Origin of the sequence: Acinetobacter sp. Swhac1 (genome assembly GCF_013390985.1) — a bacterium.
Classification (GTDB): domain Bacteria; phylum Pseudomonadota; class Gammaproteobacteria; order Pseudomonadales; family Moraxellaceae; genus Acinetobacter; species Acinetobacter towneri.
This window is the reverse complement of record NZ_JACASN010000004.1, coordinates 1-13,118: the sequence shown is the minus strand read 5'-3', so window position 1 is coordinate 13,118 and position 13,118 is coordinate 1. Positions and strand designations below refer to the sequence as shown.

General features: G+C 41.0%; 15 protein-coding genes. 10 read left to right on the top strand and 5 right to left on the bottom strand.

The genetic code is table 11. The features are described 5' to 3' along the window. Positions 1-71 precede the first annotated feature (71 nt). Positions 72-1,283: an aspartate aminotransferase family protein gene (locus tag HX743_RS02750; protein ID WP_096901074.1), complete on the top strand. Its 1,212-nt coding sequence runs from the start codon at positions 72-74 to the stop codon at positions 1,281-1,283. Between the two features lie 82 nt (positions 1,284-1,365). Here HX743_RS02750 and HX743_RS02745 read toward each other — a convergent pair whose 3' ends face one another. The 3 genes from HX743_RS02745 to surE all read right to left on the bottom strand — a co-directional run bounded on the left by HX743_RS02745 (position 1,366) and on the right by surE (position 4,091). Further along, entirely contained in the window at positions 1,366-2,295 is a 930-nt protein-coding gene (locus HX743_RS02745; protein WP_178318438.1) for a LysR family transcriptional regulator, read from the bottom strand. Between the two features lie 94 nt (positions 2,296-2,389). Next, entirely contained in the window at positions 2,390-3,208 is an 819-nt protein-coding gene (locus HX743_RS02740) for a peptidoglycan DD-metalloendopeptidase family protein (protein ID WP_104851774.1), read from the bottom strand. Positions 3,209-3,314: 106 nt separating this feature from the next. After that, entirely contained in the window at positions 3,315-4,091 is a 777-nt protein-coding gene (gene surE / locus HX743_RS02735; RefSeq protein WP_096901077.1) for a 5'/3'-nucleotidase SurE, read from the bottom strand. 211 nt (positions 4,092-4,302) lie between these two features. Between surE and HX743_RS02730 the strand changes: the two genes are divergently transcribed. The 4 genes from HX743_RS02730 to HX743_RS02715 all read left to right on the top strand — a co-directional run bounded on the left by HX743_RS02730 (position 4,303) and on the right by HX743_RS02715 (position 7,323). Next, entirely contained in the window at positions 4,303-4,674 is a 372-nt protein-coding gene (locus HX743_RS02730) for an MCR_0457 family protein (RefSeq protein ID WP_026438310.1), read from the top strand. 317 nt (positions 4,675-4,991) lie between these two features. After that, entirely contained in the window at positions 4,992-5,384 is a 393-nt protein-coding gene (locus HX743_RS02725; protein ID WP_004971644.1) for an MCR_0457 family protein, read from the top strand. 117 nt (positions 5,385-5,501) lie between these two features. Then, the gene (gene dacC / locus HX743_RS02720; protein WP_004971646.1) at positions 5,502-6,650 is read left to right on the top strand and encodes a D-alanyl-D-alanine carboxypeptidase PBP5/6; all 1,149 of its coding nucleotides are present in this window, start codon (positions 5,502-5,504) and stop codon (positions 6,648-6,650) included. A 106-nt stretch (positions 6,651-6,756) separates the two neighbouring features. Continuing rightward, positions 6,757-7,323 carry a gamma carbonic anhydrase family protein gene (locus HX743_RS02715; RefSeq protein ID WP_178318437.1) on the top strand — a complete coding sequence of 189 codons (567 nt, stop codon included), beginning with the start codon at positions 6,757-6,759 and terminating at the stop codon, positions 7,321-7,323. A 4-nt stretch (positions 7,324-7,327) separates the two neighbouring features. Here HX743_RS02715 and HX743_RS02710 read toward each other — a convergent pair whose 3' ends face one another. Beyond that, positions 7,328-7,510, bottom strand: a complete 183-nt coding sequence (locus HX743_RS02710) for a DNA-binding protein (RefSeq protein ID WP_178318436.1) — start codon at positions 7,508-7,510, stop codon at positions 7,328-7,330. A gap of 157 nt (positions 7,511-7,667) precedes the next feature. Here HX743_RS02710 and HX743_RS02705 point away from each other — a divergent pair, with 157 nt between their 5' ends. The 5 genes from HX743_RS02705 (at position 7,668) to HX743_RS02685 (ending at position 12,191) form a co-directional block, all read left to right on the top strand. Beyond that, a complete protein-coding gene (locus tag HX743_RS02705) occupies positions 7,668-8,153 on the top strand; it encodes an NUDIX hydrolase (protein WP_004971655.1) in 486 nt (161 codons plus the stop codon). 4 nt (positions 8,154-8,157) lie between these two features. Then, entirely contained in the window at positions 8,158-9,291 is a 1,134-nt protein-coding gene (gene mnmA / locus HX743_RS02700; protein WP_104851771.1) for a tRNA 2-thiouridine(34) synthase MnmA, read from the top strand. 12 nt (positions 9,292-9,303) lie between these two features. Beyond that, a complete protein-coding gene (hflD, locus tag HX743_RS02695; RefSeq protein ID WP_004971659.1) occupies positions 9,304-10,035 on the top strand; it encodes a high frequency lysogenization protein HflD in 732 nt (243 codons plus the stop codon). A gap of 55 nt (positions 10,036-10,090) precedes the next feature. Continuing rightward, positions 10,091-11,479, top strand: coding sequence for an adenylosuccinate lyase (gene purB / locus HX743_RS02690; protein WP_004971661.1), 1,389 nt, complete (start codon positions 10,091-10,093; stop codon positions 11,477-11,479). Between the two features lie 91 nt (positions 11,480-11,570). Beyond that, on the top strand, positions 11,571-12,191 hold the full coding sequence (locus tag HX743_RS02685) for a DUF2238 domain-containing protein (RefSeq protein WP_004971662.1): 621 nt from the start codon (positions 11,571-11,573) through the stop codon (positions 12,189-12,191). A gap of 30 nt (positions 12,192-12,221) precedes the next feature. Here the strand turns inward: HX743_RS02685 and HX743_RS02680 are convergent, their stop codons facing one another. Then, positions 12,222-12,848: a cytochrome b/b6 domain-containing protein gene (locus HX743_RS02680; protein ID WP_178318435.1), complete on the bottom strand. Its 627-nt coding sequence runs from the start codon at positions 12,846-12,848 to the stop codon at positions 12,222-12,224. Positions 12,849-13,118 lie beyond the last annotated feature (270 nt).

The following is a 13,118-nucleotide window of genomic DNA, read 5'->3' as shown; positions in this document are numbered from 1 at the left end:
TAGGCTTTTCATCTGCAGTAGATTTTGCTTATATAAGTTTTTCCCTCCAACCTAACAGATAAGAGTTAGTCATGAATAACATTACCCTTGCTCCTGTGCAAACTGATCAACCATCACATTTGATGCCTGTATTTGGCCGTCAGCCGATCAGCTTTGTCCGCGGTCGAGGTTCTTATCTTTATACTGAAGATGGCACAGAATATTTAGATGCACTTACAGGCATTGCCGTATGTGGTTTAGGTCATGCACACCCTGCAATTACCGAAGCCATTGCCGATCAGGCGGCTACTTTAATTCACACCAGTAACTTGTTTGAGGTGCCATGGCAAACTGCTGCTGCACAAAAACTAGCTCAAGTTGCAGGCATGGAAGAAGTGTTCTTCTCAAACAGTGGTGCAGAATCTAACGAAGGCGCAATTAAAATTGCACGTAAGTTTGGTCATATGCAAGGCGTTGCCAATCCTAAAATTATTGTGGCCGATCATTCTTTCCATGGTCGTACCTTGGCAACCCTATCTGCAACAGGCAATAAAAAAGTTCAGGAAGGTTTTGCACCTTTGGTTGAAGGTTTTATTCGTGTGCCTTTTGGTGATGTCGAAGCCATTGAAGAAGCTGCGATTCAGTATCCTGATATTGTAGCTATTTTAGTCGAGCCGATTCAGGGTGAAGGCGGTGTGAATACTGCACCACAAGGTTTTAGTTACCTAGAAGATATCCGTCGCATATGCAATCAACACAACTGGCTGATGATGCTAGATGAAGTGCAAACAGGAAATGGTCGTACAGGTAAATTCTTTGCTTATCAACACACCAATATTGTGCCTGACGTTCTGACTACTGCCAAAGGTTTGGGCAACGGTTTCCCAATTGGTGCGGTGATGACACAAGGTCGCGGTGTGGGCGTTCTTACCGCAGGAAATCATGGTTCCACCTATAGCGGTACTGCGCTTGGTTCACGTGTCGTTTATACCGTGATTGACACCATCCAGAAAGAAAACTTGGTAGAAAATGCAGCAAAAATGGGCGGCTATATTGTGGAACAATTGCGTCAACAATTAGCAGACCAAAATGTAAGCGTGCGTGGTTTTGGTTTGATGATTGGTATTGAACTACCAAAACCATGTGCAGAATTGGTTGATATTGCCCGCGATGAATACAAAATGATTATTAACGTAACTGCAGGTTCTGTGGTGCGTTTATTACCAACTTTAAACATTACACAGGCTCAGGCAGATCAACTGATTGAACGCCTTGTAGCAATGATTAAAAAGTTCTTGGGTTAAATAAATCCCTAACAAAAAGCCGCAGTTTGAACTGCGGCTTTTTGCTAACTAAATGGTCGATCAGTATATTATCAACATTCAATTAAGATGCTTCTTGAAACACTCGCCCACCCGGCAATTGAGAAAAATATTGTTTTAAAGCTTCCAAACAGCGATGTACTTTCATCGGTTGCTGTTCGTGCTTAGAAATGATTGCATACAAAGTAAATGCGGGTAATTTCCACTCAGGCAAAATTTCAACCAAACTGCCATTAAGCAAATCTTTTTGAATATCCAAATGCAAAATTCGCGCAAGCCCATGCCCTTGCATACACAAAGATTTAGACACCAACACATTATTGGTCGATAGACGCGAGCCCAACTCTACATCCACACTTTCTGCAGTGCTGATATGCTTAAAATTGAGTTGCTGAAAATTTTTCATAATGGTCAATGGAATTAACTCATGATGTTTTAAATCTTCAGGACGTGAAATGGGTGCAGTTTGATTTAAATAACTAGGTGATGCAACTAAAACTTGGTCAATATGTGCAATAGGAATCACATGCTGGTTTTGATCTTCAATTTTTGGACTCATACGCAGCGCAATATCAATACGACCATCAATCAGGTCAATGTATTGATTGTCGGTTTCTAGATGTACAGACAAGCCACGATGGGCAGACAGCCAATGAGAAAGTGCGGGAATCACATGGTTCGTGGCTAATTCTGGAGTGGTGGCAATTCTTAAATCACCGACCAAATCATCTCTTAATTCATTAATGCGGATTTTTCCGCGCTCAGCAGCGGCGAGCATTTCTTGACAGCTGTGGAAAAAAGCTTGTCCTGCTTCAGTCAAACTCAGTTTTCTAGTAGAACGATGCAGAAGTGTGACTTCCATTTCTTGTTCTAATGAACGGATTTGTTGACTGACGGCACTTGTGGTGATCCCTAGATCACGCGCTGCACCGCTAAACGAGCTTTTTTCAACAACACAAGCAAATACACCCATTGCTCGAAGTTGATCTAACATAAATTCCCTCTGAAATTATACAGGTGCTCTTATCTTTCGATAAAAGCAACCTATTGTATTATACGGTGAAATTTATGTTTTGTATTTGCAAAATTTAATTTATTGGTAAAACATTAGTCGGATTGATTGGCTTACCATCTAGGCGTACCTGAAACTCCAACATGGTACGTGTAGCACCCGAAGAGCCCATTTCTGCAATTTTTTGACCCGCTGTTACGTTTTGACCACTGCTCACATTCATCTTACTGTTATGTGCATAGGCGGTGATATAACCATCAATGTGCTTGATTAAAATCAAGTTTCCATATTCTTTTAAGCCATCTGCAGCATAAACCACCTGCCCATCTGCTGCGGCATAAATTGGGTCACCTACATTGCCACCGTAACGAATTCCTTTGATATTACTTGCCAAATTAAACTGTGCAATCACAGCACCTTGAGATGGTTTCACCCAGCGCAATGTGCTGCTACGCACCGGTGTACTTGGTGTTGTTGAGCTAGTGGTCGTGGTTGTAGTCGATGTTACCGGTGCAGGTGTCGTTGGTAAAGTGACTGTTTGACGTTGAATTGGTGCAGCCTGCGTTACAGGGCGAGTGCTTGTTGTACGTGGTGCATTGCCCGCTTTCAAACGAATCGACTGCCCGACATAAATACGATACGGCGGTGCAATATCATTCATTTCTGCAATGCTGAGATAGCTCAAACCATAACGTGCAGCGATACCACTTAAAGTATCACCTGAACGTACAGTATAAAAATTCGGCGCTGTTGCATAACGTGCAGAATTATTCACTTGAGGTTTAGAGGCACAACCACTCAACACGACGGTAGCCACAACAGCACTTGATAACACTAAGGTTTTCAACAATGCTGTTGGTGTGCTAAATAAACGATACTGAAACACCACAGGCATTCTTTCCTCTCTACAAATTCTAAATATTTTCTATTGCGCTAAGAGTAGCAAAAAAGTCCTTGTAATGAGGCTTACAAGCTACTTTTTCACAAAGTTATAACATTAGTTAGCCAATTTGGGAAAATTGACTGTGCAATGATTGCAAAACGTCATAATTGGTGGCATCCATCTGAATTGGTGTCACGCTGACATAGCCATTTGCTACCGCAAAAAAATCAGACTCAATTTCAGTTAAGCCTTTTTTCGGTGCAGCCACTGCCTCGCCCGACAAACCAATCCAATACACTTGACGCCCTCGTGGATCGACCTGACTAGTAATTGGCTTAGATTGGGTACGCTGTCCTTGATAGGTAATTTTTGTGCCCTGCAACACTGGCACATCTGGAATATTCACATTAAAAATATGTCGTGCAGGTAAACTTGGTAAACCTTGAGCAATAAAGTCATGTACCCACTGCGCTGCCTGCATATAATCTTGCGGATGCTGATAAGCACGTACATTATGCCCTGCAAGTGATACCGCAATCGCAGGCTGTTTCATCAAACGTCCTTCAAATGCCGCACCGACTGTGCCTGAGTACAGTACATCATCCCCTAGATTTGCACCGCTGTTAATGCCGCTGACCACCAAATCAAATTCGAAATCGAACAATCCATTCATCGACAAATAGACACAGTCTGCAGGTGTACCATTCACTGCCCAGACATCTTCAGCAATTTGCACAGGACGTAATGGTCGGTCTAAAGTCAGCGCACTCGAAAAACCACTGCGTTCACTTTCGGGTGCAACAATCACCACGCGACCCAAAGGTTTTAAGGCTTTCGCCAAAGCTTGGATACCAGGTGCAAACACGCCATCATCATTGGCTATCAAAATATTCACAGAAAAATCTCAGATAAAACAAATATAAAGGTTATATACTAAAATATAGCAACGTCGGTTCAATCTTAAACTTGTTTGTGCCTGATTCATGCCTAAGCACATTTAATAAGCACACGACAACAAAATGACTGATCAGCACATTTCATTGAAATATACAAAAGATTATATATATTTAGCGCTTAACATCCATCCAAAAATATATGTGATTCTCATGATTTTAGCTTTGTCATTTCGTCGTTTATTGGGTCTAGGTTTTGCTGCTGTATTAACGCAGTCTGTAATTGCAGAAGATTTGACTGCAGCAGAAGCCAATACGATTGTGAAAGAAGATGTTGCAGCGGCACAAGTCATGACTGAAATGTGCCCTGCACTGATTGGAAAAAATGCAAAATTAGATGCCAATATTCAAGCACTGATTCAAACTTATCTACAAGATTATTCAGAATCGAACATGACGCTTGCCAAACTACAAGCCGACGCAGAATATCAATCCGTTTTAGCTGAAGCGCGTGAAGCAGCAAAAGATACAGCCAAAGAAGAGCAAAAAGTAGTGTGTCAGGAAGCTTTAGAATTAGCACTTTAAATCACATGATTTAAATACTATTTTGAGCCTGTAAATAATTTTGCATACTCACCCTTTAAGGCAAACTTTCAAAGTTTGCCTTAAATTTTATGCTTAGTTTTTATATCTGGTATTTTTCCACTATTATTTTACGCTTTATATCAAGCCACTGATTTTCAAATTTCAGACTTTAATCTTCACTTTTTATACATGATTTGCGCTCAGATCACACAGCTTTAATACATTTTCACTCTTTCAATTCGCAAATAAATGATTCATCTTATAAGCACTTAAATGAATCGGTAGATTCAGTTCAAACAATATTTAAGGTACTTGATATGCAATTTTCTGGCTTAAAAAATTCACGTGCAGTTCATTTTTTTGGCGCAGTTGCGCTCAGTTTGGGTTTAAGTCAAGCCGCAATTGCGCAAGAAGAAAATATTGAAGTGACGCCATTACAACAAGTGACTCAGCAAGAATTAGCCGCTATTTATGTGTTATCTGAAGTTTGCCCTTCACTAGTCAAAGAACAAGATCAATTTCATCAGGGTTATACAAAACTTGCCCAAGAATATATGCCTAAAGAAAAAGACGCTGTTACTGCCTTAAGTAAACTCAGCAAACAAAAAAGCTTCCAGCCAATTTTAAAAGAAGCCCGTGCCGATGCCAAAGCTGCTGGAACAGCCAAAAACCAAGCAATTTGCCAAGAATTGACAGCATATAGCAGATAATACAATTTGGTTACAATACTTTTATCAATAAGCCGATTTCTCCCATAGAAGTCGGCTGAGCTTTGCCCTAAAATGCTAGCTCTTTTGTGCATACCTCAAGTATTGGAACCTCTTAGAATGACCCCAAAAAGCGCCCTTGCTGCATTATTACTATTACCAAGCTTTTCTTATGCAGCAACTGTCTTAGCTACACCACCAGAACTCAATAACAAATCATACGTTTTGATGGATTATGAGACGGGACAAATTTTAGCTTCAAAAAATGAAAACGAAAAACTCGCCCCTGCCTCAATGACCAAAATGATGACTAGTTTCATCATTGAACAAAAGTTATTAAAAGGCGAACTCACGGAAGATGAACAAGTCCGCATGAATGAGTCTGCATGGTGTCGTGGCAGCAGCACAGAATCATGTATGTATGTTCCTTTAAATGGCACAGCAACCGTACTTGAAATGCTACGCGGAATTATCGTGCAATCGGGCAACGATGCATCTAAAGCCATGGCAGAGCACATTGCAGGTAATGAAGGCACATTCGTTCACATGATGAATGAAGAAGCCAAACGTATTGGCATGAGCAATACCCAGTTTATGAACTCTACGGGTATGCCTGCTGAAGGTCACTTTTCTACCGCAAAAGATATGGCGACTTTAGCGCAGCACATCATCCATGACAGCTCAAAATACTACCCAATTTATTCTGAAAAAGAGTTTTCTTTTAATGGAATTAAACAAGGCAACCGTAATGCCCTGTTATATACCGACCCAAGCGTGGATGGTTTAAAAACAGGTCATACCAACGAAGCGGGTTACTGCTTAACCACTTCATCTAAACGTGGCCCAATGCGTTTAATTTCGGTGATTTTTGGTGCGCCAACCATGCAAGCTCGTGCAACTCAAACTCGTGAATTGTTAGCTTGGGGTTATGCAAACTACGAAACTGTACGTGTACAGCCTGCCAACCAAGTCTTAGCTAAAGCAAAAGTATGGTACGGTAAAAGCAAAGAAGCACAAATTGGTTTGCCAGAAAACTTTAACGTGACCATGCCAAAAGGCAAAGCCAACCAAATTAAAACTCAATTGGTGGTTCAACCTAAATTGACTGCTCCTTTGAAAAAAGGTCAAGTGATTGGTAAATATGTCGCAACCTTAGATGGTAAAGTGATTGCTGAAAAACCATTGGTGGCGTTGCAGGAAGTGGAAGAAGCGGGTTTCTTTGCACGTATGCTAGACCATATCAAACAATTCTTTAGCAACTTATTCTAAGATTCATAAGCTTAGACTAAAGCGCAAAGCACACATGCCCGCATGTGTGCTTTTTTATTTTATACTGTCCTCAATCCTAAATTTATAAGCTAAAGATTTGTCCATCATGAAAAAAAATGTGCGTGCTTATTTAGAGCAAACCCCAAAAATTGACGCTAGCTGCTATGTAGATGAATTGTCGGTGGTAATTGGTGATGTGCATTTGGCCGCAAATGTATCGGTTTGGCCATTTGCTGTGATTCGTGGGGATGTCAACCATATTCGGATTGGTCAAAATTCCAATGTACAAGATCATGCCATGCTGCATGTCAGCCATAAAAAAGCCGACAAACCTGAAGGTTCACCGCTGATTATTGGCGAAGATGTCACGGTTGGACATGGTGTGACCTTGCACGGCTGCACCATTGGCAATCGGGTGTTATTGGGCATCAACACAATTGTTTTGGATGATGTCATTATTGAAGATGATGTGATGATTGGCGCAGGGTCTTTAGTACCTCCGCGTAAGCGTTTGGAAAGTGGTTATTTGTACGTGGGTAGCCCTGTGCAAAAAGTTCGTCCTTTAACTGACAAGGAAAAAGAGTTTTTACCTTATTCTGCACGACACTATGTAAAAGTGGCGGGGAATTATCAACAACCCCCCTCAAAGTTCTTTTTGATTGTTGTAATTTGAAGGATTACACGTTCTGCACCGTTAATTTTAAACTCAGTGTATGAATGACATGATTAATCTTATCAAATCGAGAGGCTGAATCTTGACTTAGAGTTTTATACAAAGCTTTACGGTCAATATCTGCCTCTTTTTCTATTTGTGCAATAGCTTTGACTTTGGCAACAACACCTAGCGCAAATGAGATCACATCCAGCATCACCAAATGAATCAAAGAACAAAGTACCCCTCACATCTTCCCACAACTACACAAACCTACATTTACAGTTTTAAAGAAATCCCCTTTCAACATAGCCACATCCCCCTAAATTTTGTAGAATATGCGTTTTACCCCATGGTGCTTTTCAATGACCGCTTGGACTGCTCACGTTACTGTCGCCACCGTTATCGAAAAAAACGGAAAATTCCTGTTTGTTGAAGAACATACAGAAGGTGTGACGCATAGCGTGTTTAATCAGCCTGCAGGGCATGTTGAAGCTGGCGAAAGCTTAATTGAAGCAGCAATACGTGAAACCATGGAAGAAACTGGGCATCGGGTGAAAATTAATGCCTTACTCGGTATTTATAGCTATACTCCGCCTATGTTTCCTGACCGCACCTATTATCGCTTCTGCTTTCTAGCCGAATCGCTGCAACATGATGCGCAAGCCCAGCTCGATTCCGATATTATCGGTACTGTGTGGATGTCTGCAGATGAACTGGCTGAATCGGCACGTGCCCGAAGTCCGTTGGTACTGAAAGCGGTTCAAGATGCGCTCAGTGGTCAATCTTATCCTTTATCGCTCATTTACGAGCACCAAAATTCTCCCCTTATTTCTAGTTTGGATGCCTAATCCTATGCAACAACGTGTCATCGTCGGTATGTCAGGTGGTGTAGATTCATCTGTTTCTGCTGCACTTCTACTTCAACAAGGTTATCAAGTTGAAGGGCTTTTCATGAAAAACTGGGAAGAAGATGACGGCACCGAATATTGCACCGCAATGGAAGATCTTGCCGATGCGCAAGCGGTGTGCGACAAGCTAGGCATTAAATTGCATACAGCCAACTTTGCGATGGAATATTGGGATCGAGTTTTTGAGCATTTTCTTGCCGAATATGCCGCAGGACGCACGCCAAACCCAGATATTTTATGTAATAAAGAAATTAAGTTCCGTGCTTTTTTAGATCACGCCATGAATTTAGGTGCAGATTTTATTGCTACAGGCCACTACGCTCGTCGTGGTGAAACGCAGTACAACTCCAAAGGTGAAGCCTACGCTCCACTGTTACGTGGTTTAGATAAAAATAAAGATCAGACCTATTTCTTACATGCAGTGCATGGTCGTGAAATCAATAAAACCTTGTTCCCTGTGGGCGAAATTGAAAAGCCGCAAGTCCGAAAAATTGCCGAAGAACTAGATTTAGTCACTGCCAAGAAAAAAGACTCGACAGGGATTTGCTTTATTGGTGAACGTCGCTTTAATGATTTCTTAAAACAATATTTGCCTGCTCAAGCTGGAAAAATTGTTTTAGACGATGGCAAAGAGGTTGGTGAACATCACGGCTTAATGTACTATACGCTCGGTCAGCGTGGCGGGATTGGTATTGGCGGCTTAAAAGGTGTTGCTGAAGGTGCATGGTTTGTCCTGCATAAAGATATTGAAAACAATCGTTTAGTGATTGGTCAAGGTCATGAACATCCACTCATGCAAAGCACTATTTTATGGAGCGAAGCAATTGATTGGGTGGCAGGTGAACAAGAAATTCCAGCGTCAGGCTTCCGTTGTACTTGTCGCACTCGCTATCGCCAAGATGATCAGGACTGTGTAATTTTCAATGATGACAGCATGCCTGGCGGTGTACGTGTGGAATTTGATGAACCACAACGTGCAGTCACTCCTGGTCAAAGTGTCGTATTCTATTCAGGCGAAATGTGTTTAGGCGGTGGTGTGATTCACCATACCAATGCACCTAAACCCGATTTTATTTAAGGATTGTTTTGGATGACAGAGTTACCGTTTCAACAGTCACCAACTCTGAATGTTCGCCAAAATCGTGCCTTGGCGTTAGCGGGTGTGTTTCAAGCCACCCAGCTCACGCACATGACTGCACTCACAGGCAGACAAAGTATTGGTGAAAGCGGTAACTTTTATTTTGAGCAATTAATTAAAGCCAGTTTAAATATCCGTCCAAGTAGCAATCACAGTTCGCAAACTTTGGATTTTTTTAATCATTTGGCCGATATTTCTTTGGGTTTAAAAACGCTAGAAAGCAGCATCAACCAACCTTTTAATACTGCTCCTAAATCGCGTTTACCTAAACTATCCAATACCAAACTACCCATGTCGTATGCGATGGCACTCTTACAATTAGAAAAGAAAGTGTATAGCAATCCTAAATACGTCGAAATTATTGAGCAGTCACAGCAAAAAATCTTAAAACAACTTTCATTTTTTGATCATAACTATTTGCATCCCAGTATTATTGCCAATTTAGCCCAAACCTATGTCGATACTGCGGGACAAATTAACCCGCGCATTATGGTACGTGGCAATGCAGAAGCATTTAAGGATTCTGCACATACCAACCGAATTCGAGCTTCGCTTTTTACAGGCTTACAAATGGCACACCTTTGGCGTCAACTTGGTGGCAGTTCATGGGGCATGGTATTTAGCAAACGTAAATTATTACGTGATATTCAAGATCTGGCGCGTTTACAGTATCAGGTGGTTTAAACCATGCTGAACACGCTTTTGTTTTAGGTTTAATACCAAAGTTTAAGGAATCGATATGAACGCTTTAACCGCACTTTCTCCATTAGATGGGCGCTATGCAAGCAAATGTGATGCTCTCCGCCCTTTCCTCTCTGAGTTTGGTTTAATCCATGCTCGTGTGACTGTTGAAGTGCGTTGGTTACAAGCGCTTGCCAATCGTCCTGAAATTACCGAAGTACCTGCTTTCAGTGCTGCAACGAATGCTGCATTAGATGCAATTGTTGCAGATTTCTCTGAAGATGATGCCAACCGCATTAAAGAAATTGAACGCACCACCAACCATGACGTAAAAGCAGTTGAATATTTCTTAAAAGAAAAAATTGCCAACATTGATGAGTTAAAAAATGCAGGTGAGTTCATTCACTTTGCTTGTACTTCAGAAGACATCAACAACTTGTCACATGCTTTAATGCTTAAAAATGGTCGTGAAGTATTGGTTGCAGCGATGCAGCAAATCATTGATTCGATTGTTGCATTGGCAGAAAAACACGCAGATCAACCAATGTTGTCACGTACTCACGGTCAAACTGCAAGCCCAACAACTTTGGGTAAAGAAATGGCAAACGTGGCATATCGTCTTGCACGTCAAATCAAACAGTTCAAGCAAGTTGAGCTTTTGGGCAAAATCAATGGTGCAGTAGGTAACTACAACGCTCACCTTTCTGCATACCCAGAAATCAACTGGCCTGCACATTCTCAAGCATTTGTAGAATCTTTAGGTTTAAGCTTTAACCCATACACGACTCAAATTGAGCCACACGACTATATGGCAGAATTGTTTGATGCGCTACGTCGTTTCAACACCATTCTAATCGACTTCAACCGTGACGTTTGGGGCTACATCTCACTTGGTTTCTTCAAGCAAAAACTGAAAGAAGGTGAAGTTGGTTCTTCAACCATGCCGCACAAAGTAAACCCAATTGACTTTGAAAACTCTGAAGGTAACTTGGGTATCGCCAATGCAGTCTTGGCTCACTTAGGCGAAAAATTACCAATCTCTCGCTGGCAACGTGACTTAACTGACTCGACTGTATTGCGTAATATGGGTGTTGGTTTTGCACAAAGCTTGATCGCATTTGAAGCTTGCTCTAAAGGTATTGGCAAACTTGAATTGAACGCACAACGTATTCTTGAAGATTTAGACAATGCTCAAGAAGTATTGGCTGAGCCAATTCAAACTGTGATGCGTCGTTACAACATCGAAAAACCATACGAAAAATTAAAAGCTCTTACACGTGGTCAAGCTATGACACGTGACATGATGCTAGATTTCGTGAATGGTAATGAGTTGGAAGGCGTTCCTGCAGCAGATCGCGCACGTTTAGCGACAATGACGCCTGCAACTTACACAGGTAATGCAGCTGAACAAGCAAAACAAATTCAAGATTTAATTGCTAAAATCTAATTTGTAAAAGCATTCATCACAATACAAAAATGCGAAGCTTCGGCTTCGCATTTTTATTAGAATAAAACAAATCTTCCAACTTAAACATCACATGCAAAATCAATTCCGCATTCAACATTACTGTGCTTTAGGCTTGGTCATACTCGCCATGCTTGCTGCCAGTATTCAACCACTGGAATTTGAATCGTATCTACTGCATCAGGCAGGCACAGTTTTTATGCTCGCGGCTTTATTGATTGCGTTTAAAAAAGTAGGACTGAGTTTTTCTAGCTTTGTGCTGTATTTAATATTTTTACTGATTCATATTGTCGGAGCACATTATCTGTATTCTTATGTGCCCTATAATGATTGGATTTTGCACAGCTTTGGCTTCAATTTAGATCAGAGCATGGGTTGGTCACGCAATATGTATGACCGTTTTGTGCATTTGGCTTATGGTATTTTGCTCTATCCTGTTTTATTGCGCTTGTTTGAAGTCTGGTTTCCAAAAAACAAACCTATCGTTTTATATCTTTTGGTCATTCAATTTATCATGGCAAGCAGTTTAATTTATGAATGGGTGGAATGGCTCATTGCGCTTGGCTTATCGCCAGAAGATGCTGAAAATTATAATGGTCAGCAAGGTGATATTTGGGATGCACACATGGATATGCTTTTAGCAACGATAGGAGCAATGCTGATGGGATGCTTCTACTTGATCAAGAAACCCTAACAGGATGCCTCTTTCGTACTAAATCCAAATTTATTGCCAATACCACCACCAGAAGCCAGCTAAACTTGCGACTGAAATCATCCAGATCAACACCGTTAATACTGCAGGTTTATCCGACCCCCAAAACATGGTTTTGGCAAGCCATTTTTTAAACAATACGCTGCTTAAAGTTAAGCTCGCTAAATGCACCAATACCGCAGCTAAGAATAAATTTGCTGCAAATTCATGTAGCTCTTTTAAAGTATGACTTTGGGTATAATCGGTGAAAAATCCAACCAACACAGTTAAAGGCAATGCCAACCAAATCAACAAAATACTGAATTGAAACGCACTGGAACTGCCTGACTTTAAAAACGGTAATGAAAAAAACTGCTGTGGCTGTTTCCAATCGCGTTTTACAAATTGTTGAATCATGCCTAAACGTTTAGAAATTCCTGTCGGCTGTGTGCTGTTCAACATACTCAACACCTGCCATACGATTCGTAAAGCTAAACTAATCCCCAACGTATAGCCAAAAGCCATATGTAACTGATGCCATTCTTCCGCATCACCTGTTAAGTAAGCCCCTGTAAAACTTAGCAGCATCACCACATGCAAAAAGCGAATCATTAAATCTGTAGATGTTGATTGCTTCGCGGGCACACTATTTGTTTGCATATTCAATCTATCAAGGTGGTTTTGTTCTTATCACAAAGATATAACATCAAGCTGAATTGAAAATTAAGATGCTTAAATCGTAAGCGTCCGCTGAACACACCTTCTGAATTCATCCTATAAGCCTTAATTTAGTCCCCACTTAGAAACAAGTGGGGACTTAAATTTATGACTACAAATAATCAGACATCCATCGCATCTCTTGCGAAAAAACGAAGAACATACAGTGCTGAATTTAAACAGCAGATCGTTCAGGCTTGTAAAGCACCGGAC

What these genes read in the sequence shown, in the direction of transcription:
- HX743_RS02680 (WP_178318435.1), bottom strand. Translation starts at nt 12,848, where the DNA reads ATGCAAACAAATAGTGTGCCCGCGAAGCAATCAACATCTACAGATTTA.
- mnmA (WP_104851771.1), top strand. Translation starts at nt 8,158, where the DNA reads ATGCAACAACGTGTCATCGTCGGTATGTCAGGTGGTGTAGATTCATCT.
- HX743_RS02730 (WP_026438310.1), top strand. Translation starts at nt 4,303, where the DNA reads ATGATTTTAGCTTTGTCATTTCGTCGTTTATTGGGTCTAGGTTTTGCT.
- HX743_RS02715 (WP_178318437.1), top strand. Translation starts at nt 6,757, where the DNA reads ATGAAAAAAAATGTGCGTGCTTATTTAGAGCAAACCCCAAAAATTGAC.
- purB (WP_004971661.1), top strand. Translation starts at nt 10,091, where the DNA reads ATGAACGCTTTAACCGCACTTTCTCCATTAGATGGGCGCTATGCAAGC.
- hflD (WP_004971659.1), top strand. Translation starts at nt 9,304, where the DNA reads ATGACAGAGTTACCGTTTCAACAGTCACCAACTCTGAATGTTCGCCAA.
- HX743_RS02750 (WP_096901074.1), top strand. Translation starts at nt 72, where the DNA reads ATGAATAACATTACCCTTGCTCCTGTGCAAACTGATCAACCATCACAT.
- HX743_RS02745 (WP_178318438.1), bottom strand. Translation starts at nt 2,295, where the DNA reads ATGTTAGATCAACTTCGAGCAATGGGTGTATTTGCTTGTGTTGTTGAA.
- HX743_RS02740 (WP_104851774.1), bottom strand. Translation starts at nt 3,208, where the DNA reads ATGCCTGTGGTGTTTCAGTATCGTTTATTTAGCACACCAACAGCATTG.
- HX743_RS02705 (WP_004971655.1), top strand. Translation starts at nt 7,668, where the DNA reads ATGACCGCTTGGACTGCTCACGTTACTGTCGCCACCGTTATCGAAAAA.
- dacC (WP_004971646.1), top strand. Translation starts at nt 5,502, where the DNA reads ATGACCCCAAAAAGCGCCCTTGCTGCATTATTACTATTACCAAGCTTT.
- HX743_RS02725 (WP_004971644.1), top strand. Translation starts at nt 4,992, where the DNA reads ATGCAATTTTCTGGCTTAAAAAATTCACGTGCAGTTCATTTTTTTGGC.
- HX743_RS02685 (WP_004971662.1), top strand. Translation starts at nt 11,571, where the DNA reads ATGCAAAATCAATTCCGCATTCAACATTACTGTGCTTTAGGCTTGGTC.